The sequence below is a fragment of the Streptomyces yunnanensis genome (assembly GCF_029011865.1).
GTDB lineage: Bacteria > Actinomycetota > Actinomycetes > Streptomycetales > Streptomycetaceae > Streptomyces > Streptomyces yunnanensis.
Window position 1 is genome coordinate 909,977 of the sequence record NZ_CP095749.1, and the last position, 24,191, is coordinate 934,167.

The window sequence follows — 24,191 nt, forward strand, 5'->3', positions numbered from 1 at the left end:
ACGGTATGAGCACGGAAGCGGGCTACGGCCGGACGTACGCCATCCAGCCGGCCGGCGGAATCGGCCAGCACGCCGGCCACCACCAGACCTTCCCCCACACGCTGAAGGCCCGGGTCGTGGACATCCAGGACCAGGCACCGGTGGCCGAGCTGCCGGTGACCTTCGTCTGGGATTCGATGAGCCAGCAGGCGCTGTTCGAAGGCGGCGAGATCTCCGTGACCGTCCTCACCGACCCGCAGGGTTACGCGGAGAGCCCGCGGCTCACGGCCGGCGACGCCGCCGGCACCGCGACCTTCACCATCACGGCGGCGGGCGCCCCGCCGGCCCATGTGGAGATCATGGTCGACCGCTGACCGACCACCGGCAGCACACCCACCACCGACAGGGACGTGCGGTAGAAAGTCCGCATGCCTCGCCTCCCCGTGTGTGCCCACCACCGGCTGGACCACTGCTTCTCCTCCTGGGTGCACTCCTACGAACACGGCACCGAGAAACCGGATCCGCTGCTGTTCCACCGTGCGTGCGAGGAACTCGGCGTCGAGCCGGCAGCCGCGCTGATGGTGGGCGACCACCCCGCGAAGGACGGCGGCGCGGCCGGCGCGGGGCTGCGTTCCTACGTCCTGCCGGCGGGCGCCGTGCCCGGCTCGCACCGTGGGCTGGCGGCCGTACTGCGCCTCGCGCGACTCGCGTCCTGACCCGGGGGACAGGCCCTAGCCGTCCGGGGCCGCGCCGGCGCCGGAGGGCCACAGCCCCCCGCACGTCGTAGGTGTCTCCAAGCCGTGGTTGCCTTATGACTTCGGTGACATAACGGCACTTACATAAGCGCTGTTATTGTGGCGGGATGGCTGAGACGGGCGAGACGCGGAAAGAAGATCCCGGCGCCGGCGTGGGTGATCCCAGCCGGGAGAGTCTGTGGCGGCCGTTGCGGGTGCTGCAGGAGGGGATGGATGCGGAGATCGCGCGCATCTACGCGGAGCGGCGGATCGAGGGGCTGAAGCCGAGCTTCGTGAGGGAGCTGCTGCGACTGCACGCCTGTGGGCCGATGACGATCGGCGCGTTGGCGGAGTCGGTCGGCCGGACGCATTCGGCGCTCAGCCAGAAGGTGGCCGCGATGCGGGCGGCCGGTTGGGTCGAGACCGTTGCCGGTGCTGATGCGCGGAGCAAGGAAGTGACGCTGACGGAGCAGGCCCGGGGGGTCATCGGGCGGCTGGCGGCGGAGTGGCGGGCCACCGAGGCCGCGGTCGCCGAGATCGAGGCCGAGATTCCGTATCCGCTCAGCCGGGTCGTCGTCGACATCGAGCGGGCGCTGGAGCGCAAGAGCTTCCACGACCGGATCGCGGAGAAGCTGGCGGAGGATCCCGCGTGGGAATGAGACACGCGCTGATCGACGTCACGCCGCTGCGTGCGTCGCCGGCCTTCCGGCGGTTATGGGTCGGGCAGACGCTGTCCGGCTTCGGCGGCCAGATGACGGTCGTCGCCGTGATGTTCCAGGTGTGGCAGCTGACGCACAGCACCACGTGGACGGGTGCGGTCGCGCTGGCCCAGGCCGTACCGCTCATCGCACTCGGGCTCTTCGCCGGGACGCTCGTCGACCGCGTGGACCGGCGGAGGTTCTATGTGGCGATGACGGCGGGGCAAACCGTCTGTTCGGTGGTGCTGGCGGTGCAGGCGTACGTCGGCGGCGTGCCGGTCGGGGTGGTGGTGCTGCTGGTGGCCGTGCAGTCCTGTTGCGTGGCCGGGGGCGGGCCGGCGTCGAAGACGTTCGTTCCGGCCCTGTTGCCGCGGGAGCAGTTGGCGGCCGGTCTGGCGTTGCGGCGGATCTCCTTCCAGGGTGCGATGTTGGTCGGGCCGGCGGTGGCCGGACTGGTGTTGGGCACGTTGGGCGCCGGTGCCTGCTACACGATCGACGCGGTGAGTTTTGTCGCGGCGTTGTACGGGGCGCTCGGGTTGCCGAAGCGGGTCGCTGAGGCGGAAGCGAGTGGCCGTCCGGGGCTGCGGGGTGTTCGGGACGGGCTGGCCTTCCTCGTCCGCACGCCGGTCGTTCGCGGGGCGTTGCTGACGGATCTGGCGGCCACCGTGCTGTCCATGCCGATCAGTCTGTTTCCGCTGATCAATGCCGAGCGGTTCGGGGACGGTCCGCGCACGCTCGGTCTGTTCCTGTCCGCGATCGCGGTCGGCGGGGTCGGTGCGTCGCTCTTCTCCGGGACGTTCACCCGGAGTGCGCGACCCGGCCTGGTGATGCTCGGCTCCTCGGTGACCTGGGGACTTGCGCTGGCGCTCTGCGGCCTCGCGCCCAACAGGTGGCTGGGGCTGGCCTGTCTGGTCCTGGCGGGCGCGGCCGACACGGTCTCCGTGGTGTCCCGGAACACCCTCGTCCAGTCGCACACCCCGAACGAGATGCTCGGGCGGGTCGGTGCGGCCGAGCAGATCGTGGGGCAGGCCGGCCCGGACCTCGGCAACATGCGGGGCGGGTTGGTGGCGGACGCGACGTCGGGCGTGGCGGCATTGGTGAGTGGTGGGGTGTTGTGTGTGGGAGCCGTGGTGCTGGTGGGGCTCGTGACGCCAGGGTTGGGATGGCGCTCCCGGGACTCCGCGGATGCGGCGGGGGGACGTGCGACGGCGGCCGGTTCGTGAAGCTGCCGGGTTCCTCCCGGGGCCGGTCGAGGTCGTCCCGGGAGCGGTCGGGGTCGGTTCGGGGCGAGGGTGGTGGCCGCCGCCGGATGCGGCGGGTGCATACTGCCCGTCGGCGCGACGCGATTTCCCGTATGTGAGGAGCAGTCATGTCCGACCAGCCCGCCACCTCGAAGACGACCTTCAAGGCCGTCTTCGAGGTGCGCCCGGACGTCCTGGAGCAGGCGCAGGCCCTTGCCGAGAAGTTCCAGTACGCGATCGCGCCGGCCACCGTCGACTTCGACTTCGGCGAGATCAGCCGGGCCGCGAGCGCCGTTCCCGACGGTGCCACCGTGAAGATCGTCCGGGGCTGGGGGCTCCAGGAGACCGCGCCCGTCGGCGTCATGGTGATGTCGCTCCGGGAGGCCGTCCGCCAGGCGCTGGGCCAGCCGTTCGGCAACCCCGCGTTCTGGGAGCGGGCCGAGGCCGCGCTCACCGAGGTCTTCGTCGGCCTGGGCCGCCAGGAGGGCACCCACCTGTCCTTCTACGGTGACGCGCCCGACAGCACGGGCTACTACTACAACCTGCTGTTCGCGCTCCACGACGAGGAGACCGAGGGCTTCGTCTACGCCCTCGCGTTCTGTGTGAACGTGACGATCGGTCTGAGTGCGGACAAGGCCGGTGCGCTCGCGAGCGACGACGTCGCGCAGTGCGCGATCCGGGTCAACGCGATCACGGTGCGTCAGCCGGTGCGCGCGGCGGCCTGATGGCGGTGGTGGGGAGCGCTCCCCACCACGACCGCGACCGCGGCGAGGACCGACGCCCTTCTGGGCGCGGCGGCTCGCCGTGGTCGACGGGCCCGGGTCAGACCTCCAGGACGAGGTGGATGCCTTCGTAGGCGAGCCATTGGGCGTGGGTGTGGAGCCCGTAGCGGAGTTCCGTGACGGGCTTCCAGCCGGGTGGGGAGGGGGGCCAGGCGGCGGTCTCGGGGGTGGCGTGCGCGGCTTCCTCGGGCGGGGCGAGGGGGACCGGACGGACGGCGGTGCGGATGGCCTCCGCCAACTCGGTGGCGGTGATCGGGGCGTCCGCCAGGCCGATCACCGGCTCCAGGGGCGGTGTGCGGAGCAGCAGTGACAGGGCGGTGACCAGGTCCCGGGTGTGCAGCGGGCGCAGCGTCTCGGCGGGGGCGTCGAGGGTCAGGGGGTAGCTGCGCAGGGCGTCCCAGACCAGGCGCCCGATGCGCGAGTCATGGGGGCAGCCGGGTCCGTAGAGGTCGCCCAGGTGGATCGTGAACTTCGTTGCGGGGACGGTGAGTTCGAGGGTGAGAGTGGGGTTGGGGGAAGCGGTCGGCGGGAGGGCGAGGGGGGTCAGGTCCAGGAGAGCGTGCGGGGGATGGCCGGTCGGTCGTCGGGTCAGGGTGGTGACGTGGTGTCCGGCGTCCCTTAGTCCGCGGACGAGGTGTTCGCCGAGGGAGGTTCCGGCGCCGCCGACTATCGCGACACGGTGGGCGTCGGCGCGGTGGGCGTCGGCGGGGTGGGCGTCGGCGGGGTGGGCGTCGGCGGGGTGGGCGTCGGTCGGCGTGGGGTGGGCCCGGCGGGGCGGTCGGGTCCGTTCGGCGGCGTCGCGGCCGGCGTCGAGGCCGGCCCGGGTGATCCGCGCCAGTTCGTCGCGCTGCTGCGCGATCCGCTCCTCCGCCTGGGCGTAGCTGATGCCGCCGGGGCCCACGGTGGCGAGCGCCTCGGCGAGCACGGCGGGGTCCGGTACGGCGTCCGATCCCGGGGCGTCGCCGGGACCGCCCGTCGCCGGGTCGCAGCGGAGTCCGTCCTTCTGGTGGACGAATCCCATCGTGAAGGCGGTGAGCCAGGCTCCTCGCGCCGCCTCGGGGGTGGTGGCTTCGGCCATTCGCACGATGGCCGGTTGCTGCCTTCCGATACGGACGCCGGAGCCCTCCAGGTACTGCTCGCAGTCGAGGTGGAGCCAGCGGCCGGCGTCCGGGCCCTGGGGCGCGTGCGGGGCGCGTGCGCCCGCGGGCACTGTGCGTACCGCGCACTGCGCGACGCCCTGTTTGAAGAACGGGAGCACCCGCAGACCGGTCAGTCGTGCGCCTTCGCGCCCGGGAACATCTTGGGGCAGAAAACACACCGAACGGCGCGGTCCGCGGAACGCGTTGCCGGAGATGCTGCCGTGGTCCTCGTGCTCGGCGAGGCTGGGCACCGAAACGTAGGACGGGATTCCATGCGCGCGTAAGTAGCGGTTCATCAGGATGTCGTCGGGCCAGCTGTCAAGATGGCGTCGCCCAAAAGCCGCGAATCCGGAGGCGACTTCCCTGGGGAGAATGATGGCGACACAGGGAAAGTACTCGTTGACGGCGCCCACCCACCGGGCGCCGGCCATGGCGCCGAAACGCACCGCGGCGCCGTTCCGTGAGTCCCAGAGTGCGAAAAGCGCCAGCGCGGCGTCGGGCATCTCGGCAATCGCCATCCGGGCGCGTTCGAAAAACGTATCGGAAAGGATCATGTCGTCCTGGACGACGAGCTGGTGGGTGGCACCGTCCTCGATCGCGTCCCAGGCGCACAGTGCGGTCCGCAATACGGACGGTTTTCCGGCCGGGTCCGGGTCCATGACGACGCGCAGGGCTCCGGGCGGAGCGGACCGTGCCAACCTTTCGGCGGCGGCCTGGCGTTGGGGATGGGTCATCACGGCCCCGCTCAATCGATAACGGGTCATCAATTCCTCCGGTTCTCCGTTTCCCCGGCCCGTCGGGCTTTTGCATCGCATCGGATGGATCCGGCACGTGAATCCGGACAGTACGGCGGTCCGCGCACGCGCCGCAAGACTGCCGAAATGGCGCTCTGGCCACCGGAATCGACGGCGGACATGCTGACCGCTGGCCCACGCCGGGCCGGCTCGTGCGCTGTTATGTGGGAAGAGGGGGTTCCATGCCCGGAACGGTGAACGGAAACGGGGACGTCGGGATGAATGGCAATGCGCGGGGTAATGGCGGTGCCGGAACGGGGAGTCCGGCGCCCGATGTCCACGGAGAATCGGTGGAGGCCCGGCTGGAGAAACTCCGGGATTCCCGGGTGGTGGTGACGGGCGGCGCCGGTCTGGTGGGCAGTCGGCTGGTCCGGCTGTTACGCCGGGCGGAGGCCGAGGTGACGATGCTGGACCGGCTGGACGCCTATCCGGACGCGGTGCACTCCTCGCTGTTCGGGGTCGACAGCCTCGGGGCGAAGTTGGTGGTCGGGGACGTCTGCGACCGCGAAGCGGTGCGCCGGGTGCTGGCCGGTGCCGACTATGTGGTGCACGCCGCGGCCTATGCCGATGTGGCCGCCTGCACCCGTCGGCCCGATATCGCGTTCCGCGCGAACGTCCAGGGCACCCAGGTGGTGCTGGAGGAGGTCGCGGCGTCCGAGGTGCGGCGACTGGTGCTGGTGTCGTCGGCGGCGGTGTACGGGAACGGCGATCCGTCCGTACGGGGGCCGCAGGTCTTCCGCGAGGACCAGCGGCTGCTGCCGGTGTCGGTGTACGCCAACTCCAAGCTCTGGGCGGAGCACCAGGCCCGACTGCTGCTGAGCGGTCCGGACACCCCCGAGTACGCGGTGCTGCGGTACTTCTCCGTCTACGGCGATCCGCAGGTTCCCAAGCCCGGCAGCCACTCCTGGATGGTCGCCTGGCTGTCCATGCAGGCCCGGCTGGGCCGCCCGATGCGGCTCAACGGGGGCGGGGTCCAGGTGCGGGACCTCGTCCACGTCGAGGACGTGGCGGCGGCCACCGCGCTGGCCCTGGTGGAGGACCAGATGGCCGGGGCGACCGTCAACGTCGGTACGGGCGTGCCGACTTCGGTCCGCGAGGTCGGCGAACTGATCGCGCCGCACTTCCCGCGGGCGCACTTCGTCACCACTCCCCTGCCCGAGGGCGACCCGCTGGGCGGGTACGCGGCCACCGAGCACTGCCGTGAACTGCTGCGCTGGCGGCCGCGGATCGATGTCCGGGCGGGCGTGGAGCGGTATGTGCGCTGGCTGTCCGCCACCCCGCACGCGGTGCCGAGGTGGCTGGCCGCCGAGGCCGCCGCATGACAATCTGCCCCCGGATATGCGGATAAGGCGCGATGAAAGGTGACACTCAGGTGAGTTATGTCGGCTCGTACCTGTGGGAGCTACGGCAGAAGGTGGGCAGCCGGCCGCTGCTCGTGCCCGGCGCCCAGGTCCTGTTGCTGGACGCGGCCGGTCGGGGGCTGTTCCAGCAGCGCGCGGACACCGGCGTCTGGGAGCTGCCGGCCGGGGCGTGCGAGGAGGGCGACGACTTCGTCGGGACGGCCCGGCGGGAACTGGCGGAGGAGACCGGGCTGCACGTCGAGCGGGACGACCTGGAGGCGTTCGGCACGCTGTCCGACCCCGCGGTCCACACCCTGACCTATCCCAACGGCGACATCACGCACTGCTTCGCGCTGTGTTTCGTCGCCCGCCGCTGGTCCGGGGAGCTCTCCCCCGGACCGGACGAGGTGACCCGGGCCGGTTTCCGGGCCCTCGGGGATCCGCCGCGGCCGTTGCACCCACCCACCGCTGTGGTCCTGGAGATGTTCCGGGAGTTCAGCTCGACCGGAAGGTTCCAGACCCGATGAACGCACCGACGAGGGCGTCCGGAGCGGAGGACGGGGCGGCGGCGCCGCGCGGCGGCCCGGCGGGAGGGGCCGTGGTGCCCTGTCGGGCCTGCCTGTCCGGGGAGGACCTGGACTGGCTGGGCGGCCGGTCGGTCAGCCTGGCGCTGGACCTGACGACCTCGGTCACGGTGCGGCCGCCGGGCGCCCGGCCGCCCGCCGGCGCGGCGCCGGACGGCGGCGCCGGCGCCTGGGCGGGCGAGGTGTGGACGTTCCTGCGTCGGCGACTGCCCGGCCTCGGCCCCCGTCCACCGGTCGTGACCGCGCGCAGCGAGGCGCCGGCGGCCAGCGGTCTGTCGTCGTCGACGGCGCTGATCGTGGCGCTGTTCCGGGCGTTCACCGAGGCCGCGGTGCCGGTGGCCGGGGACGCCGGGGGCTGGTCGGTGCCCGCGCGGACGTTGGCGCAGTGGGCGTACGAGTTCGAGTTCGCGATCTTCAACGGCGGTGGCATGGACCACCTCGCGGTCATCGCCGGCGGGCTGTTGCTGCTCGACGGACGGACCACCGGCCTGCCGGAGATCGCGCAGCGGGCCGACTTCCCCGACGAGTGGGCGGTGGTCGTGCTCGACTCGGCGACCCGGAAGGACACCAGCGACCACATCCGCTCGGTCCGCGCGCAGCTCGCCGCCGGGGACGCCCGGCTCGCCGCGTACCGCGAGCGGACCGACGCCGCCTCGGCCGCGGTGTGGGAGGCCGTGCGGGGCCGTGACCTGTCCGCCCTCGGTGCGGCGATGAGCCGGGCGCACCGGGCGATGCGGGACCTCCAGGGCATGTCCACGCCGCTGTTGGAGGAGCTGCGGTCGCTGGCCCTGCGCGCCGCCGACCTGCCGCTCAAGCTCAGCGGGGCCGGCGGTGGCGGGGCACTGGTCGGCGTCTGTCCGGCGGCCGACCAGGCGGAGGTGGTGGCGCGGCTGCGGCGGGCGCTCGGCCCGGCGCACCCCCGGGCGCGGGTGATCCCGGCCCGGGCCGCGGCGGGCCTCGCGCCGGAGATCGCCGCGGCGCCGGCCCCGTAGCCGGGCTGCTCCTGCCCCCTGCTAGATGAACGGGTCGTAGTCCGTGCCGGGTTCCGGTGCGGCCAGCGTTCCCGCCGCCGTTCCGGTCCCGATCCGGTCGAGTTCGAGGTTGGAGCGGTGGCGGGCGCAGTGGAAGCGGCAGTCCCGGCTGGGGTCGACGATGCCGCGGTCCGAGGCCCGCCAGATCTCGGGGAGGCGCTCGGTCACCGCGTCCCCGATCCGGGCCCCGGCGTTCCCCCGGTGGTAGGAGCAGACGTAGACGCCGGACGGGGTCACCAGGGTCCGCAGTTCGGCGACCCGGCAGCGGTGGTAGTCCTTGTCCTGGACGGGCCCGACCCGGTTGCGCAGCGAGGTCAGGGTCGAGGAGTTGACGATCTCGAAGGCGTCGCCGGTCAGGGCGGCGGCCTTGGCGAGCTGCTCCTCCACGGAGGCGAGGACCTCGTCCGGCACCTGGATGACGTGGTGTCCGTCGTCGAACATCGCCTTGGTCTCGAAGTAGTCGCAGCCGATGTCGTGGGAGAGTTCGGCTGCCTCCAGGACCTCGTGGTGGTTGCTGACGACGGTGCCGTCCGGCTCCTGGCGGCTCATCACGAGGAAGGAGTAGCCCAGGGCGCCGCGCTTGGCCTCGGCCAGCAGTCGCATGTTGGCGATGACCTTGTCGAAGACGCTGCGGCCCTTGCGGTCGGGGCGGAAGCGCCGGTAGGTCTCGCTGGTCCCGGCGTCGATGGACACCCGCACCCAGGAGGCGTAGGCGGCGAGTTCGGCCAGGTTCTGTTTGATCAGGGTGCCGTTGGTGACCACTCCGATGGCGATGCCGGCCTCGCCCAGGACGCGGAGGACCTGGCGGGTGCCCCGGTGGGCGAGCGGTTCCCCGCCGCCTATCAGGACCACCGCCCGGACCTTCATCTCCACGAGTTCGCCGGCCAGTTCGGCGAGCCGTTCGGGGGTGAAGCGTCCTTGGTTGAGCAGCTTCCCGCTGATGCATTCGGGGCACGCCAGGTCGCAGAAGGTCGTCGGGTCCAGGTCCACGACCAGCGGGCCGCTGGAGCGGGTCCCGGTGGCGGCTTCGAGGATCCGCGGCCAACCGGCCGGCTGGTACAGCTTGGACACCAGGTCGAGACGGTCGAACGTCACGTGTTCTCCTGCGTTGTCGGAGGTTCCGTATACCGGCGGACGTCGGTCCGCCGGTCGAGTGCGTGCGACATGGCTCTGGGGCGGCGTGCCCGGCGGGGCGGTCGTGCCGGCGGCCGGGCGCCCGGCGGCTCAGCGGCGGCCGGCCCGCGCGGGACCGGCGTCCCGTCTTCGGCGGCTCACCCTTTGACCGCGCCGGTGGTCAGGCCCGCGCCGATCCGCCGCTGGACGAGGGCGAAGAAGACCGCGACGGGCAGCGCGGTGAGGGTGGCGCCGGCCATCAGTCCGCCGTAGTCGGTGCCGAAGCTGGTCTGGAAGGACAGCAGCCAGATGCTGAGGGTCTGCTTGTCGTTGCTGGAGAGCAGGACGTAGGCGAGGACGTACTCGTTCCACGCCTGGACCAGGGCGTAGATGGAGGTCGCCACCAGGCCCGGGGCGAGCAGCGGGAGGACGACCCGGCGGAAGGCTCCCAGGCGGGTGCAGCCGTCGGTCATCGCGGCGTCCTCCAGCTCCACCGGGACGGCGGCGATGAAGCCGCGCAGCAGCCAGACCGTGAACGGCAGCATGAAGACGAGATAGGTGAGGATCACGCCGGGCAGGCTGTCGGTCAGTCCGGCGTCGCTCAGCAGCAGGTAGACGGGGATGATCAGGCCGGCCAGCGGGATCATCTGGACGCCGAGGATGATCAGGACCAGGGCCTTGCGCCCGGCGAACGAGAAGCGGGCGAGGGCGAAGGCCGCGAGGGTGCCGATCAACAGGGAGACCAGCACGGTGCCGACGCCGATCAGGACGCTGGAGCGAACGTTGGCCCAGAAGGTCGGGGTGCTCAGGGCGCGGCGGAAGTGTTCCAGCGTCAGGTGGTCGGGCCAGAAGTGCGGCGGATCGGCGTGGATCTCGGTGGCCGGGCGGAACGCGGTGAGCAGCATCCAGTAGAGCGGGAAGGCCATCAGTGCGCTGAAGGCGAGGCCGAGGGCGTTCGCCGTCGCGCGCCGTCGTCGGCGGCCGGGGGCGTGCCCGGTACGTGGGGTTGTGTTCACTCGGCCGCTCCCAGGTGGACGAGCTGGCGCACGTAGACGACCGCGCCGCCCAGCAGCATCAGGACGGTGAGGACGGCGATGGCCGCGCCGGCGCTGTAGCGGTTGACGGCGAAGGACTCGATGAACGAGTAGACGCCGAGCAGGTAGTAGTCCTTCTCCGGTTGGCCGCCACGCATCAGCCAGATCTGGTTGAACACCCCGAAGTCCCAGATGGCGCACAGCGAGGTGACCAGGACGGCGGACGGTTTGATCACCGGCCAGGTGACGTGCCGGAACAGCTGGCCGGGGCGCGCGCCGTCGACCAGTGCCGCCTCCTCCAGTTCGGCCGGCACCTGGCTGAGCGCGGCCTGCAGGGTCAGTGCGGCGAACGGGACGGCGCCCCAGACCACCACGCCGGTGATGACGGCGAAGCCCTGCCAGGGGTTCTCGAACCAGTTGTGCTTGCTGAAGTCGAGCCCCGGCAGCAGGCCGAGGAGCCAGTTGACGACGCCGTAGTCGGCGTCCGAGAGCCAGCGGAAGATGGAGGCGGCGACCATGACCGGCATGGCCCAGACGGCGACCAGGACGCCGGTCATGACCGTCCGCACCCATGGCGAGACCCGTCGCATCAGCAGCGCCACCAGGAGCGACAGCACCATCGTGGCCGCGACGCAGGCGACGGTGAACAGGGCGGTGCGGCCGACGACGGTCCAGAAGAAACCGTCGGAGAGGATCGAGCGGTAGTGGGCCAGCCCGGCCCACGGCGGCGTGGCCCCGGAGAACAGTTCGCGCCGGGTCATGTCCTGGAAGGACAGCACCACCAGGTCGACGAGCGGGTAGCCGAGGACCGCGGCGAGGGCGAGCACGGTCGGTGCGATCAGCAGGTACGGCAGCGCCCGTCGCCGGATGGTGCGCCGCGGGCGGGGTGCCCGGGCCGGTCGCGGCGGCCGGGCGGCGCGGGGCGGTCCGGGCAGTTCCACGCTCCCCACCGCCGTCAGTTCTCGTTGATCACTGCGTCGATGCGGCGGTCCGCGGCCCGTGCGGCGTCCGGCACCGACTGTTTCCCGGTCGCGATGTCCTGGAGCATCTCCTGGAGGACGTTGGACTTCTCGACGGCTCCCCAGCCGGGGGCCAGCGGGGTCACCCAGCCGCGGGTGGCGGCCTGTGCGGCGGGGCCGTTGACGCTGTCGGCGGCCACTTCCTTGAGCTGGGCGGTGTTGTTGGGCAGGGTGTCGGCGGCTATCAGGCGGCGCTGGGAGGTGCGGTCGGTGAAGAGCCGGATCCAGTCCTGGGCCAGGTCCTGGTTCTCGGACTTGGCGGGGACGGCCAGGGTGGAGCCGCCCAGGAACGACGGCATCATCGTGCCGGAGGGGCCGGGGAAGGCGAATGTGCCGAACTTCCCGCGCAGCGCCGGGTCGCCGCCCGATCTGCTGTCGGTCGCGGCCTTGGCCTCCCAGGTGTTGCCGTAGAACATGCCGACCTTGCCCTGGCCGACGACCGCCGGTTCGTCGCCGTTGTCCTTGGAACGGTCGCCGCTGTAATAGGAGTCGAGGAGGTCCTTCCAGGCGGTGAGTCCGGCGATGGAACGGGCGGAGGAGAGCGCGCCGTGCCAGCGGCCGTCTTTTCCGCGCGCCGCTATCTCGCCGCCGGCGTCCTTGACGAAGGCCATCGCCGCGTACCAGTAGCGGCCGGGCATGTAGAAGGCCGAGAAATTCTTGTCGGTGGCGCCGAACTTCGCCTTGAGTTTGTCGAGATCGACGCGGAGTTCGGTATAGCTGCGCGGTGCCCGGGTCACGCCGACCTGGGCGAGCAGATCGGTGCGGTAGATTCCCACCCGGGCACCGACGTAATACGGGACGCAGTAGGTCTTGCCGTCGTTCCGGCAGGCGTCGCGAAGTGCCGGTAGCCATTCCGCGGAGTGGTCGAATTTCGCCGGATCGACGGCGGCGAAGGCCCCGTTGACGATGTAATTGGTGGTCTCGCTGTTGCCCATTTCGATCACGTCGGGGACTTTGCGACCGGCCAGTGCGGCGTCGATCTTCTGGTTCTTCGTGGTCCACTGCTGGTACTGCACGGTGACCTTGACCTTGGGATAGGTCTTCCGGAAGCGGTCGTTGACCTCGTTCACCAGATCCGGCCAGCTCTCCTGGGCGTCCACGGTCAGCCAGACCGTGAGCTCCCCCGTGCGGTCCGCGGCGGCGACCGGTTTGCCGCCACCGCAGCCGGCCACCGCGCCCATCAGGACCATCGCTCCCAGGCCCGCCGCCAAACGGGAGATGCGCTCGGCCATGATCTCCTCCGTCGGGTTGTCGGAACCGGCTGTATCTACCCCCGGTATCCGATCTCTCACCTCGGGGAGGCTTTCCGGCCAGATAATCCGACGGCCGGAACTGTGCGGCCGGAGAATCCATGAACGGCCGTCCGGCAGGCCGGACCGCATTCCGATCTTGAGTTCACCGGAGCAAAGGCATCGCTGTTTTGACGCAAAAGGCGCGCTGCCTCAATGATCGGCTCTTGACGGTGCCGCCCCTGCTGCCTCAGTTTTGCTCGGGTGTCTCCCACGTCCCCTATCGAAGGGTTTGCACGTGACTGAGTACGGCACGCCGGCCGCAGATCCGGCCACCCGCCCGGTGAAGGTCAACTCCTGGAACGGCTGGGATCCCCTGCGGCACGTCGTCGTCGGACGCGCCGACAACACGGTGGTGCAGGCCCCCGAGCCCGCGATCCGGCGGGACTTCCCCGACGACGGATTCCCGCTGGGCACCTACGGCCCGATGCCGGCCGAGATGACCGCGGAGGCCAACGAACAGCTCGACAACTTCGCCGAGCTGCTGCGGCGCCGCGGCATCCGCGTCGATCGCCCCGCCCCCGTGGACTTCAACCAGCGGGTCAGCACCCCGGACTGGACCCAGGAGACCATGTCCGGCTGCATGCCGCCGCGCGATCTGCTGCTGACCGTCGGCAACGAGATCCTCGAAGCCACCATGTCGTACCGCAGCCGCTGGTTCGAGTACCTCTGCTACCGGCCGCTCCTCCAGGGGATCTTCAAGGCCGACCCGCACATGCGCTGGGAGGCGGCCCCCAAGCCCCGGCTGACCGACGCCTCCTACAAGCCGGGGTTCTGGGACACCTACAACACCCTGCCGACAGACGTGCAGTTGGCGCGGGTGCGGGACTACGACCTGGTGCTGACCGAGGAGGAGCCGCTGTTCGACGCGGCGGACATCGCCCGGTTCGGCAAGGACCTCTTCGTCCAGCTGTCGTTCGTCACCAACCGCAGCGGCTACCAGTGGCTGAAACGGCACTTCCCCGACCACCGGGTGCACGCGGTGACCTCCACCAACACCCATCCGCTGCACATCGACGCCACCTGGGTGCCGCTGCGGCCCGGACTGGTGCTGCACTGCGGTGAGCGGCTGGCGGACGCCGAGCTGATGGAGTTCTTCCGGCGCAACGACTGGGAGATCGTCGAGGCGGTGCAGCCGGCGAGTTGGGACCATCCGCCCAAGCTGTCGTACTGCAGCCCGTGGCTGGCCGGCAACATGCTCAACCTCGGCCCCGACACCCTGTGCGTCGAGGAGAAGGAAGTCGCGCTCGCCGAGCAGCTGTCCGGCTACGGCTTCGAGATCGTGCCGGTGCCGTTCCGCGCGGTGGGGCCGTTCGGCGGCGGACTGCACTGCGCCACCTTCGACATCGAACGGGACGGGCAGTTGGAGGACTACTTCCCGCACCGCCACGGACGGTACTGAGGGCGGTGTCGGCCCAGTCCCCGCCCCGCCAGGGCGCCGTCCGGGGCGTGATCCTCGACTTCTACGGCACGCTGGTCCGGCTGGTCGAGCCGCTGCCGCCCAGCCACCGGTCGTTCTTCCTGAGCCGGGGGCTGGTCGAGGCCGCCGACAAGTGGGGCGACCAGTGGACCGTCGGGCCCCGGGACGGCGAGGAGCACACCGCGCACTCCACCAGCGAACGGGCCTACCACACCTGGGAGTTGGACCGACTGCGACGGCGGGCGCTGGCCTGCGGCGTCCCCGGGGCGGCGGCCGGCCCGCTGGCCGCCGACCTCGACCGGGCGATGAAGGACCTGCGACTGGCCCTGTTCGACGACGTCCCGGCGGCGCTGGCCGGGCTGCGCGCCCGGGGCCTGACGGTGGCGGTCTGCTCCAACTGGTTCTGGGACCTGGACCGCGCCATCGAGGACGTCGGGATCGCCGGGCTGGTCGACATCGCGGTCACCTCGGCCCGCGCCGGCGCCCGCAAACCGCATCCCCTCATCTACCGGACGGTGCTGGAGCAGTGCGGACTGCGCCCCGAACAGGCCGTGTTCGTCGGCGACATGTGGGAGTCGGACGTGGCGGGACCGCTCGCCTACGGGATGCGGGCGGTGCACCTGTGGCGCCCGGACCGGGTGGTGGCGGGCGCGGCCCCGTCGCTTCCGGACGGGGCCGCGCGCATCGCCTCGCTGACCGCGCTCAGCGCTCTGGTGTAGTCGGCCCCGGGCCGGAGAGCCGGTCCAGGACGTTGCGGGTCACCCGCACGACGCCGGCGTCCAGTTCCCGGCCGCAGATCACCGGCCAGTCGGTGGTCCCGGCCGTGAACACCGTGCCGCCGGCGGTGTAGAGCCCCATGGTGGCGGCGCGCGGGCCGGTGATCGCCGGTTCGCGCGCCGGGCAGTTCCAGTGCCCCCATTTCAGGTGGTGGAAGTCGTCGTGCACCGGATCGAGGAGGTAGATCCCCAAGATGAGGAAGGACTCGGGCGTGCCGTCCACCCCGGTGGCGTGCGCCACGCCGTTCGCGTCCCGGGCGAAGGCCGCGCCATCGCACTCGTAGCCGATCAGCGGCGTCCCGGCACCCAGGGCGTCGGCCGGCCCGCCGTCGGAACCGTCCCGCAGCCCGGTGCCCTCGTACACCCAGTGGTCCGCGTGCTGCACCCGGTAGCCGTCGCGCGGCCGGTCGCCGGGCCAGTCGCCCGGCCACATCCCGCCGTTGCGGAAGCTGACGCCGGTCAGGGTGTTCTCCGGCTCGCCGACGCCGTCCGGCGGGGCCGGCCACCACTGGTCGGTCGCCGGGAGGTGCGGATACTCCTCGCCGACGTGGTGGTCGGTGTCGGAGACGAACGCGCTGTTCCCGTCCACCGGATGGACCCGCCACCAGCAGGTGTTGGCGCTCAGGAACGCCACGTTCCCGCCGTCTCGGACGAACTGTGCGACGTGGTCGCGCATCGCCGCGCTCCAGTACTCGTCGTGCCCGACGCTGAGCAGCAGCCGGTAGGGGGCCAGCAGCCCCGGTTCCTCGTGCAGGTCGAGGTCGGTGCAGTACTCGACGGGGTAGCCGCCGCGCTCCAGCCAGGCGATGAACGGCGCGTCCCAGTAGGCGAGATCGATGACCCCGCCGGGTCGGTGCAGGCTGAGGCGGTGGCCGCGCGGCCCGTCCGGACCGGCCTGCCGGTGGACGGGGTGGTCGTAGAGACTGGCGGCCCGCTGGACGTCCGCCCGGTCGGCACGGTTGTACGCGTGCCGGGTGTACGTCGATTTCTTGTACAGGATCCGGGCCCCGGTCGCACCGGCCCGGCGGGGCCGGACGACGAAGAACTCCCGCTCGAAACCCTCGATGTCAGAGTCGTCGAGCATGGGCACGCGCCGGACCTGCTGCTCCGTCCCCGCGACGAAATGGGCGAGGTAGATTCCCGGCGGCCAGTCCTCGGGAACGGTGTGGTGATACGGCGGCCAATTCCAGTCCACGGCGGGCGAGGCGTGCTCCGGGACGCCGTCCGGGTGGGGCGGCGGGGCGGCCGACACACCCGGATACGGCCCGGCCTCCGCCATGAAGGAAAGTTCCTTCCCCAAGCGATAGAAACGGACGCGAAATTCCTCGGCGTCCGTCGACACATGAAATCCGAGACGTCGACCGACTGTCACGCTCTCACGTTCCATATATCCCTCGATCATCCGCGTCATGCTAGGAGCGCGGACACACTGCCGACAACAGCCCTTCCAGCCAACGGAGATCGATCGAAATGGACAAGGAATTCCGGGTACGCGAACTCATGCTGGGCATCGAAGGACTGGCCCTGCTGCGCCATGCGATGGACGCCGACGAGGATTTCCTGAAGGCCCGGATCGAGGAAGTCCGCGCCCTCGCGACGGGTCCGGGCGCGGCGCTTCCGGACGGCGGGGCGGCGGTCGGCGAACTGGACGCGGCGGCCGGCTACGCCTCCTGGGCCGCCCGCTACGACTCGCTGCCCAGCTCGTACATCGAGGTCGAGGAGCCGGTGGTGCACGGGCTGCTGGACCGCGGCCCGGTGGGCACCGCGCTGGACGCGGCCTGTGGCACCGGCCGCCAGACCGCCGCACTGGCCGCCCGCGGCTATCGCACCATCGGCGTCGACCAGTCGCCCGAAATGCTGGCGCACGCGCGCCGCAAGGTGCCCGAAGCGGAATTCCGACGGGGTCGGTTGGAAGACCTCCCGCTGGACGACGGGAGCGTCGATCTCGCGGTCTGCTCCCTGGCCATGACGCATCTCCCGGACGTTTCGACGGGGATCGCGGAACTGGCCCGGGTGCTCCGCCCCGGCGGCCGGATCATCCTCTCCGACATGCACCCGTTCGTCATCTCCCTCCAGGGCCAGTGCGTCTTCGTGCACGACACGGACCGTCTGGCCTTCGTCCGCAATCACGTGCATCTCCCCGGCCGCTATCTCGACGCCTTCCATGCCGCCGGGCTGACCGTGCGGGAATGTCACGAGCCGACCTTCAACGGCCGGCTGGCGCCCGGGGGTTACGAGGAGGCCATCGCGGACGCCGCCCGGGCCGCCTGGGACGGAATTCCGCTGGTCATCGTGTGGGCCGCGGAGAAGCCCGCGGTAAATCCCCGGGAGAGCGCCGTATGACGCTCCAGTTCGTCCATCACACCCAACGGCCGGAATTGTGGGACCGGCTCACCGGAGAATTCGCTGGAGTGGTCCCGGAATACAACCTGCACGGTGATATCAACTCCGGTTTCTGGAACCGGCTGTTCACCGACTTCCCGGACCACCAGTTCCTCCTCCACGACACCGCGACCGACACCGTCCTGGGTGCCGGCCGCACCCTGCCCCGCACCTGGGACGGCACCCCCGAGGGCCTCGGCACCGGCCTCGACGCCTCCATCGAGGCGGCCTTCCGCGACCACGACAACGGGGCGGCGCCGAACGCCCTGTGCGCCCTGGGCATCGAGATCTCCCCCGCCCACCAGGGCAAGGGGTACTCGGCCCGCCTCCTGGCGCACATGGCGGCCATGGCCCGCGCCGCCGGGCTCTGCCACGTGATCGTCCCGGTCCGCCCCACCTGGAAGGACCGCTACCCCCTCGTCCCCATCGAGCGCTACGCGACCTGGACCCGCCCCGACGGCGCCCCGTTCGACCCCTGGATCCGGACGCAGGTGCGCCAGGGCGGCACCATCGCCGCGGCGGTGGCCGAGTCCTCCCGCATCACCGGCACCGTCGCCGAATGGGAGGCGTGGACCCGGATGTCCTTCCCCGACGACGGCCGCTACGTCTTCCCCGGCGGACTCGCCCTCCTCGACATCGACCACCACCACGACCGCGGTGCGTACTGGGAACCCTGCGTCTGGATCACCCACGACGTCCGCGACCGCGACCAGGCACCGACGTAGGGCACTTCTGACGGATCCCCGTGGACGCCGCGGACATCCGTCAGGAGCGCCCCAGCAGCGCACCGCCGCACCGCACGGCGCTCTCCGCGTACGCCGTCATCAGCGCGGCATGGTCCGGGACCACCTCGGGCCGCCGCTCGGGCGGCAGACCGGCCGGGCCGACCGTGGACAGCGCGGCGGCCCGGACCCGGGCCCCGGCCTCCCCGGTCGGCCCGGCCGCCGCCCGCTGGGCCGCGTGCCGGCGGGCGGCGTCCTCGGCCTGCCGCCCCAACAGCAGGCAGTGGATCCACAGTTCGTCCGCGAAGGCGGCGCCGAACAGCCGGCCCACGGCCGCCGCGGCGTCCTCGGGCCGGTGCCGCCGCACCACGTCCCATATCTGACTTTCCGTCAGACCAGTGTCCGGCAATGCCTCGGTCCATCGCAGATGCCGCCGGGGATCGGCGCTCCGCTCGTGTCCGGCCGGTCGCACGTACCCCTCGCCGTACCGCATGTACGGCAGCCAGTCCAACTCCTCCAGCAGCCATCCGCGGTCGAGCAGCGGGCGCGCCTCCGCCGCCCCCACCGGGCACACCGCCAGCCGGATCCCCTGTGCGGCGTGCCCGTTGATGCTGCTCGTCCCGATGTGCTCGACCACGCTCGGCACCGCCAGCAGTCCCGCGCGTCCCTCGGCCCGCAGGAAGGTCGCCATCACCTCGTCATCGTGCCGCTCGGCGCTGTCCGCGGCGAACGCCCGGAACGCGTCCGCCGTGCGCGCCGGCAGGCAGATGGCCAACGTCGGCGCGAACTCCTCCGGCACGGCCCGCACCCACCCGGCCCCCGCCAGCGCCGCCAGCCGGGCCGCGGCGCCGTTCCGGGCATGCCAGTTGGTGTAGAAGATCAACGCCTCGTCCGGAAACCGCGCCACCGATCCGGCCACCAGCTCCAGCAGCTCGGGCGGTGCGGCCACGTCGTCCTGCACGACCAGGTGGTGCCCGGCGTCCGCCGCCCGCGCCGCCCAGGCCACCAGCGCGGTGCGCAGCGCGGACGGCGGTCCACCCGGGTCCGGGTCCAGCGCCAGCCCCCCGAGCCCCAGCCGGGCGGCGAGCGCCGCGGCCTGCTCCTCGCGCACCGGGTGGGTCATCACGGCCGAACTGAGGGAAGCTCTGCTCACCGGGCCACTCCTCTCGTCTCGCGGAGACGTTCCGCGGCGTCCGCGCAGACATCGCACACAGGCACCGCACGGCCACCGCTGTCGGGCCGCCACATCGTGGCAGATCACCGCGCATCTCCTGCCATGCCGAGGAGAGAGTGGCCGAATCCGATCCCTACCGCCCCGTCCACCGACCGACGGAGGCGCAATCCAACCGTCGTCCGGCCGTCGTCCGACCGCCGACCGCCGGCCGAAGATCAGGCGGAAGCACAGACGGAAGCGCGGACGGACGAACGGCACGGGGGGGGGAGGCCGTCGTCTCGCCCATAGCCCTGGGGGGTATGGTCGAGCGTCGGGGCGCGGAGTCGTACGTGAGGCGGCCCGGCAGTCCGTGACGTGGGAGGGAGGTGAGGATCGTGAGCCTGCGCATGCGGAGAACGGCTCGGGGAAGGGCGATGAGCCGTACCGTGCGGACGCGTTCGGATGCGCGGGGCGGTCGTCCGGCGACGGTGCTACTCGCCCTCGTCTGGCTGGCCCTTTCCGTGATCGCCCACCACGGGCTGCCCGACACCTGCGCGCCGATGATGGCCATGCAGCCGGCCTCGTCCACGCAGTCGACGGCGGCCATGCCGTCGGTCCCCTCCGCGCAGCCGCCGGCGTCCCTGAATCCGGTCCCGTCCGTGCGGCCGACGGTGCCCGTTGCGCTCGCCGCACCCCACCGGGCGGGCCCCGACCACAGCCAGCCCCGGCACGCTCGACCCGACCGGGCACGGTCCGGTGAAGCGCAGTCCGGGCACGGGCACGACGGCGGGGCGCACTGCTCGTCGTACGACGTGCGGGCCGAGCAGTTGGTCCCGCCACCACCGCTGCTCGGCCAGGTCCGCGCGCCTGCGCCCACGCCCTCCTGCCGGTCGGGTGCCGGCCCGGCCCGCGGGCCCGCCCCGCCCGATCCGGCGTCCCTCTCCGTCCTTCGCCTTTAGGCCGACCGTCCTCCCCTGCCCCACCTCGGCCTTTTCCCACGGCGCCCGCGCGCTGCGCACCCCGGCGGTGCGCGCGCCGCCGCGCCGGGCACATCTGCGTAAGGACACCACCCCATGAACACGCTCAACCGACGCTCCGTTCTGCTGGCGGGCCTGGGCGCGGCAGGCGCCGGCCTGCTCACCGCCTGCTCCGGCGACGGCCAGGGCTCCGCCCGGCCCGCGCCGACCCTGCTCAGCCCGTCCGGGCCGGCCGTGGCGGCCGCCGAGAAGAAGCGGCGCCACTCCGGTCGGGAGCACCGGGTCCGGCTCACCGCGGCCGCCGGCACGGTCGACCTGGGTGCCGGGAAGGCCGTGCGGACCTGGAGCTTCGACGGTGCGCTGCCGGGCAAGGAGATCCGGCTCACCGCGGGCGACACACTCGTCGCCGACCTCGCCAACCACCTGCCGCAGAGCACCTCCGTCCACTGGCACGGCCTCGCCCTGCGCAACGACATGGACGGCGTGCCGCCCGTCACCCAGCGGGCCGTGGCGGCCGGCGGGTCCTTCACCTACCGCTTCGTCGCCGAGACTCCCGGCACGTACTGGTTCCATCCGCACGTCGGCGTCCAGTTGGACCGCGGCCTGTACGGTCCGCTGATCGTCGAGGACCCGCACGAGCCGCTGCGGTACGACGACGAGTGGGTCGTCGTGCTCGACGACTGGCTCGACGGCGTCACCGGCACCCCGGACCAGGCGCTCGCCGCCCTGCAACGGGGCATGGATCACGGGTCGTCGTCCCACGGAGGCAACGGGAAGACGGGCGCGCACGGCGGCATGGCCGGCATGGACGGTATGCAGGGCATGGCGGGGATGCCGGGCATGGACATGGACGCGGGCACGGACATGGGCACGGGAGGCGGTACGGGCGGGGGCATGGACGACCCGTTCATGCTGATGGGCGCGACCAGCCCCCTGTTGGGCGGGGACGCCGGTGATGTGCGGTACCCGCACTACCTGATCAACGGCCGCGTACCGACCGCGCCTGCCACGTACCAGGGCAAGCCGGGCCGGAAACTGCGGCTGCGGATCATCAACGCCGGTGGGGACACCGCCTTCCGCGTCGCCCTCGGCGGCCACCGGCTGACGCTCACCCACGCCGACGGCTATCCCCTCACCCACGAGCCCGCCGACGCCCTCCTGATCGGCCCCGGTGAGCGCTACGACGCCCTGGTCACGCTCGGCGACGGCGTCTTCCCGCTCGTCGCGCTGGCCGAGGGCAAGGGGGCCGCCGGCCTGGCCCTGGTGCGGACCGGCTCGGGCCGTGCTCCGTCCGCCGCCGTGCGGCCCGAGGAACTCAACGGCCGGATCCCGACCGCGTCCGCCTTGCGGCCCGCCGAGGGCGTCCGGCTGAAGGCCCGTCAGCCGGACGTCACCCATCGCATCAAGCTGACCGGTGGGATGGCGAAGTACGACTGGGCGCTGAACGGGCGGCGGTTCGACATGAATGACGCGGACGCCCATCCGTTCACCGTGGAAGGCGGCCAGCGGGTCCGGCTGGAGTTCGTCAACTCCACCGACATGTGGCACCCCATGCATCTGCACGGGCACACCTACCAACTCGGAGCCAACGGTCCCCGCAAGGACACCGTCGTCGTCCTGCCGGGCGCGACGGTCGCCTGCGACTTCGACGCGGACAACCCGGGTCAGTGGCTGATCCACTGTCACAACGCCTATCACGGCGAGAGCGGGATGATGGGGCTGCTCGCCTACCGCACAGCATGACGCGGGGGCGGCTACCGCCCTTCGCGGAGCGCGGCCCGTAGGGCTTCCTCCGTGGTGCCGCGCCAGGCCACGAAGCCGTCGGGTCGCACCAGTACGGCATCGTCCCCGATGGCGAGGTCGCTCGCGTGCGGTGCGCCGAGTTTGTGGACGCGCTGCGGTGTCAGCCCCAAGGGGGCGGCCGCAGCGCGCCAGCGCGGGAGATCCGCAGCGGTGAACAGCGTCCAGCGCGAACCGATCAGGTCCAGGGTCGATATCCGGCTGTGGGGTGGGGTGTTGAGCCAGCGGTGGGGGAAGCGGTGGCCGGGACGGACGATGTCGTCCAGGGGGTCCGGGCCTGGACCCGTGGCGATGCCGTGCGGCGGGTATCCGTAGAACATCATTCCGCGCAGGTAGTCGACGGCGATCTTGTCGTAGAGGTCGTTGGGATCGCCGTCCAATGCCTGGTACCCCTGGAGGAGATTGCGGGAGAGGGCCAGGGACGCCCGGGCAGCGGCCCGGCGTTCGGGCTCGTAGCCGTCCAGGAGCGTGGGTGCGCTGCGCCCGTGCAGAACGGCGGCGAGCTTCCAGGCGAGGTTGTGACCGTCCTGGATGCCGGTGTTCATGCCGAGACCACCGGCCGAACTCTGCACATGGGCGGCGTCACCGGCCAGGAAGACCCGACCCTGCCGGAAGGCGGAGGCCATGCCGATGGCGGCCTCCCAGGCGTTGACCGCCTGCAGTTCGATCGGGATCGTCGCGTCGCCGATGGCGGACCGCAGCAGTGCGAGGGTCGCGTCCTCGGTCAGCTCGGACGGGCCGGCCGGCGGCTTGCCGGGATGGTCCAGGATGTGCGTGGCCCACTGGTCACGCCCGTTCTTCGACATCAGCGTGGCATATACGGCATCGTTCCGGACGAAGCAGACGTGGGTTCCCCAGTCGCGCTGCACGGGCCCCAGGTCGGCGCGGTAGAAGGCGGTGTTGAGGTGGTCGATGACCGTGCGGTCGGGCATGGTGATGCCCAGTCGGGTGCGGACGTCGCTCTTCGCCCCGTCCGCACCGATCAGATAGCCGGCGGTGATCTCCGATTCCTCGCCCGTGGCGACATCGACGAGCCGGGCGCGCACGTGATCGTCACCGGGCGTGAGCCCCACCAGCCGCACGCCCAGCCGGACTTCACCGCCCCGTCGGCGCAGTTCCTCCCAGGCCAGCCGCTGCACCTGATCATGCGTCAGGACGAGTCGGGGAGGCACCGGGCTACAGTCTTCCACCAGCCTCGCGTAGCGGGGCGGCAGACCTCCGCGGTGCAGCGTGCCGCCCAGCCCACTGTCCTTGAAGACGGTCCGCATCGGCATGCCGCCCTCCCAGCCCTCCCGCTCCAGTGCGGCGCCCAGGCCCATCGCCCGGAACAGCTCCAGGGTGCGCAGGCTGGTGCTCGCCCGCGGCACCGCCGCCATCGCGTCCGGCCGCTTGTCGACGACCAACGGCCGGACGCCCCAGTGCGCGAGAAACATCCCCGTCGAGAGCCCGACGGGCCCGGCCCCCACCACCAGCACCGGCACATCGGGCGCATCAGGCACATCGCGCACATCGGCTCGCGGTCCCGCTCCTTGCGCTCCCGTTCCCCCGCCACATCCGGCACTCATGGCACGCTCCCTTCACGACTTCACGACTTCACGCCTTCACGGCTTCACGACGTCACCGCTTCACGACGTCACGGCTTCACCGCCGCTCCGCCGCGCGGTGGTCGATCACCACACTCCCCGCTCAAGCCGACTTGAGCGCAACATCGGGCGCACCATGAGCTCATGGGAGACGAGCGCTACTCGATCAGTCAGGCCGCCCGCTGTTTCAACGTGCCGGTGTCCACGCTGCGTTACTACGACGACCTGGGGCTCCTCCCGGCGGCCGAACGCCGGGGGAACGTGCGCTACTACGGCCACGCCGAACTGCGCCGGCTCGCCCTCGTCCAACGGCTGCACCACCGCGGACTGGTCAGCCTGGCCGACACCGCCGCGCTGATCAGCGACGGTCCGACCGACGGCCGCCCATCGGGCCGTGCGGTACTGACCGCCTCGATCGCGGCGATCAAGGACCGGATGACTCATCTGCAGGCCGCCCAACGCCTCCTCGCCCACCTGCTGACCTGCCCGAAGGCCGATCCGGTCCGCGAATGCACGCCGCTGCGCACGGAACTCGACCATGCCGTGAACGAGGCGCTGGGCGGGCTCCGCAACAGTCCTCCTCGGCGGCGGCCGGACCGCG

At 71.7% G+C, this 24,191-nt stretch carries 22 protein-coding genes and 1 pseudogene; 15 read left to right on the top strand and 8 right to left on the bottom strand.

Going from position 1 to position 24,191, the window contains the following annotated elements:
- Positions 1 to 5 precede the first annotated feature (5 nt).
- From MOV08_RS03680 to MOV08_RS03700, 5 genes are all read left to right on the top strand, one after another.
- Positions 6 to 353 carry a hypothetical protein gene (locus MOV08_RS03680; RefSeq protein ID WP_039629471.1) on the top strand — a complete coding sequence of 116 codons (348 nt, stop codon included), beginning with the start codon at positions 6 to 8 and terminating at the stop codon, positions 351 to 353.
- 54 nt (positions 354 to 407) lie between these two features.
- Entirely contained in the window at positions 408 to 695 is a 288-nt protein-coding gene (locus MOV08_RS03685) for an HAD family hydrolase (protein ID WP_338057130.1), read from the top strand.
- Positions 696 to 841: 146 nt separating this feature from the next.
- Complete coding sequence (locus MOV08_RS03690; protein WP_275306204.1) at positions 842 to 1,372, top strand: MarR family winged helix-turn-helix transcriptional regulator; 531 nt, start codon at positions 842 to 844, stop codon at positions 1,370 to 1,372.
- Entirely contained in the window at positions 1,369 to 2,634 is a 1,266-nt protein-coding gene (locus MOV08_RS03695) for an MFS transporter (RefSeq protein WP_275306206.1), read from the top strand. The genes MOV08_RS03690 and MOV08_RS03695 overlap by 4 nt, the downstream gene beginning before the upstream one ends.
- Positions 2,635 to 2,780: 146 nt before the next feature.
- The gene (locus tag MOV08_RS03700) at positions 2,781 to 3,377 is read left to right on the top strand and encodes a Type-2Aa cytolytic delta-endotoxin (protein ID WP_275306207.1); all 597 of its coding nucleotides are present in this window, start codon (positions 2,781 to 2,783) and stop codon (positions 3,375 to 3,377) included.
- 97 nt (positions 3,378 to 3,474) lie between these two features.
- Here the strand turns inward: MOV08_RS03700 and MOV08_RS03705 are convergent, their stop codons facing one another.
- Complete coding sequence (locus MOV08_RS03705) at positions 3,475 to 5,307, bottom strand: hypothetical protein (protein ID WP_275306209.1); 1,833 nt, start codon at positions 5,305 to 5,307, stop codon at positions 3,475 to 3,477.
- Between the two features lie 350 nt (positions 5,308 to 5,657).
- Between MOV08_RS03705 and MOV08_RS03710 the strand changes: the two genes are divergently transcribed.
- From MOV08_RS03710 to MOV08_RS03720, 3 genes are read left to right on the top strand one after another with little or no spacing between them, the layout of a single operon-like run.
- On the top strand, positions 5,658 to 6,689 hold the full coding sequence (locus tag MOV08_RS03710) for an NAD-dependent epimerase/dehydratase family protein (RefSeq protein ID WP_275306211.1): 1,032 nt from the start codon (positions 5,658 to 5,660) through the stop codon (positions 6,687 to 6,689).
- A 50-nt stretch (positions 6,690 to 6,739) separates the two neighbouring features.
- The gene (locus MOV08_RS03715; RefSeq protein ID WP_275306213.1) at positions 6,740 to 7,234 is read left to right on the top strand and encodes an NUDIX domain-containing protein; all 495 of its coding nucleotides are present in this window, start codon (positions 6,740 to 6,742) and stop codon (positions 7,232 to 7,234) included.
- A complete protein-coding gene (locus MOV08_RS03720) occupies positions 7,231 to 8,283 on the top strand; it encodes a mevalonate kinase family protein (protein ID WP_275306215.1) in 1,053 nt (350 codons plus the stop codon). The genes MOV08_RS03715 and MOV08_RS03720 overlap by 4 nt, the downstream gene beginning before the upstream one ends.
- A 21-nt stretch (positions 8,284 to 8,304) precedes the next feature.
- Here the strand turns inward: MOV08_RS03720 and MOV08_RS03725 are convergent, their stop codons facing one another.
- The 4 genes from MOV08_RS03725 to MOV08_RS03740 all read right to left on the bottom strand — a co-directional run bounded on the left by MOV08_RS03725 (position 8,305) and on the right by MOV08_RS03740 (position 12,720).
- Complete coding sequence (locus MOV08_RS03725) at positions 8,305 to 9,417, bottom strand: radical SAM protein (protein WP_275306217.1); 1,113 nt, start codon at positions 9,415 to 9,417, stop codon at positions 8,305 to 8,307.
- Positions 9,418 to 9,593: 176 nt separating this feature from the next.
- On the bottom strand, positions 9,594 to 10,451 hold the full coding sequence (locus MOV08_RS03730; protein WP_275306218.1) for a carbohydrate ABC transporter permease: 858 nt from the start codon (positions 10,449 to 10,451) through the stop codon (positions 9,594 to 9,596).
- A complete protein-coding gene (locus MOV08_RS03735) occupies positions 10,448 to 11,419 on the bottom strand; it encodes a carbohydrate ABC transporter permease (RefSeq protein ID WP_067343877.1) in 972 nt (323 codons plus the stop codon). The genes MOV08_RS03730 and MOV08_RS03735 overlap by 4 nt, the downstream gene beginning before the upstream one ends.
- Before the next feature lie 5 nt (positions 11,420 to 11,424).
- A complete protein-coding gene (locus tag MOV08_RS03740; RefSeq protein WP_275306219.1) occupies positions 11,425 to 12,720 on the bottom strand; it encodes an extracellular solute-binding protein in 1,296 nt (431 codons plus the stop codon).
- A gap of 295 nt (positions 12,721 to 13,015) precedes the next feature.
- Here MOV08_RS03740 and MOV08_RS03745 point away from each other — a divergent pair, with 295 nt between their 5' ends.
- Both MOV08_RS03745 and MOV08_RS03750 read left to right on the top strand, forming a co-directional pair.
- Positions 13,016 to 14,179, top strand: a complete 1,164-nt coding sequence (locus MOV08_RS03745) for a serine/threonine protein kinase (protein ID WP_078875386.1) — start codon at positions 13,016 to 13,018, stop codon at positions 14,177 to 14,179.
- 5 nt (positions 14,180 to 14,184) lie between these two features.
- A complete protein-coding gene (locus MOV08_RS03750; RefSeq protein WP_275306220.1) occupies positions 14,185 to 14,916 on the top strand; it encodes an HAD family hydrolase in 732 nt (243 codons plus the stop codon).
- On the opposite strand, the gene MOV08_RS03755 is transcribed toward MOV08_RS03750, so the two are convergent.
- A complete protein-coding gene (locus MOV08_RS03755) occupies positions 14,900 to 16,384 on the bottom strand; it encodes a N,N-dimethylformamidase beta subunit family domain-containing protein (protein WP_420834123.1) in 1,485 nt (494 codons plus the stop codon). The two genes, MOV08_RS03750 and MOV08_RS03755, sit on opposite strands and share 17 nt — an antisense overlap.
- Before the next feature lie 59 nt (positions 16,385 to 16,443).
- Here MOV08_RS03755 and MOV08_RS03760 point away from each other — a divergent pair, with 59 nt between their 5' ends.
- Together MOV08_RS03760 and MOV08_RS03765 are read left to right on the top strand one after the other, a co-directional pair.
- Positions 16,444 to 17,316 carry a class I SAM-dependent methyltransferase gene (locus MOV08_RS03760; RefSeq protein WP_039629482.1) on the top strand — a complete coding sequence of 291 codons (873 nt, stop codon included), beginning with the start codon at positions 16,444 to 16,446 and terminating at the stop codon, positions 17,314 to 17,316.
- Positions 17,313 to 18,080, top strand: a complete 768-nt coding sequence (locus tag MOV08_RS03765; protein WP_275306224.1) for a GNAT family N-acetyltransferase — start codon at positions 17,313 to 17,315, stop codon at positions 18,078 to 18,080. Before MOV08_RS03760 ends, MOV08_RS03765 begins: the two co-directional genes overlap by 4 nt.
- A gap of 40 nt (positions 18,081 to 18,120) precedes the next feature.
- On the opposite strand, the gene MOV08_RS03770 is transcribed toward MOV08_RS03765, so the two are convergent.
- Positions 18,121 to 19,230: a hypothetical protein gene (locus MOV08_RS03770; protein ID WP_275306226.1), complete on the bottom strand. Its 1,110-nt coding sequence runs from the start codon at positions 19,228 to 19,230 to the stop codon at positions 18,121 to 18,123.
- A 434-nt stretch (positions 19,231 to 19,664) separates the two neighbouring features.
- Here MOV08_RS03770 and MOV08_RS03775 point away from each other — a divergent pair, with 434 nt between their 5' ends.
- On the top strand, positions 19,665 to 20,189 hold the full coding sequence (locus tag MOV08_RS03775; protein ID WP_275306227.1) for a hypothetical protein: 525 nt from the start codon (positions 19,665 to 19,667) through the stop codon (positions 20,187 to 20,189).
- 114 nt (positions 20,190 to 20,303) lie between these two features.
- A complete protein-coding gene (locus MOV08_RS03780) occupies positions 20,304 to 21,950 on the top strand; it encodes a multicopper oxidase family protein (protein WP_275306229.1) in 1,647 nt (548 codons plus the stop codon).
- An 11-nt stretch (positions 21,951 to 21,961) separates the two neighbouring features.
- On the opposite strand, the gene MOV08_RS03785 is transcribed toward MOV08_RS03780, so the two are convergent.
- Positions 21,962 to 23,506 carry an FAD-dependent monooxygenase gene (locus MOV08_RS03785; protein ID WP_275306231.1) on the bottom strand — a complete coding sequence of 515 codons (1,545 nt, stop codon included), beginning with the start codon at positions 23,504 to 23,506 and terminating at the stop codon, positions 21,962 to 21,964.
- A gap of 228 nt (positions 23,507 to 23,734) precedes the next feature.
- On the opposite strand from MOV08_RS03785, the pseudogene MOV08_RS03790 reads away from it, so the two are divergent.
- A pseudogene (locus MOV08_RS03790) lies at positions 23,735 to 23,908 on the top strand (MerR family transcriptional regulator); the annotation flags it as partial.
- Positions 23,909 to 24,191: the final 283 nt, after the last annotated feature.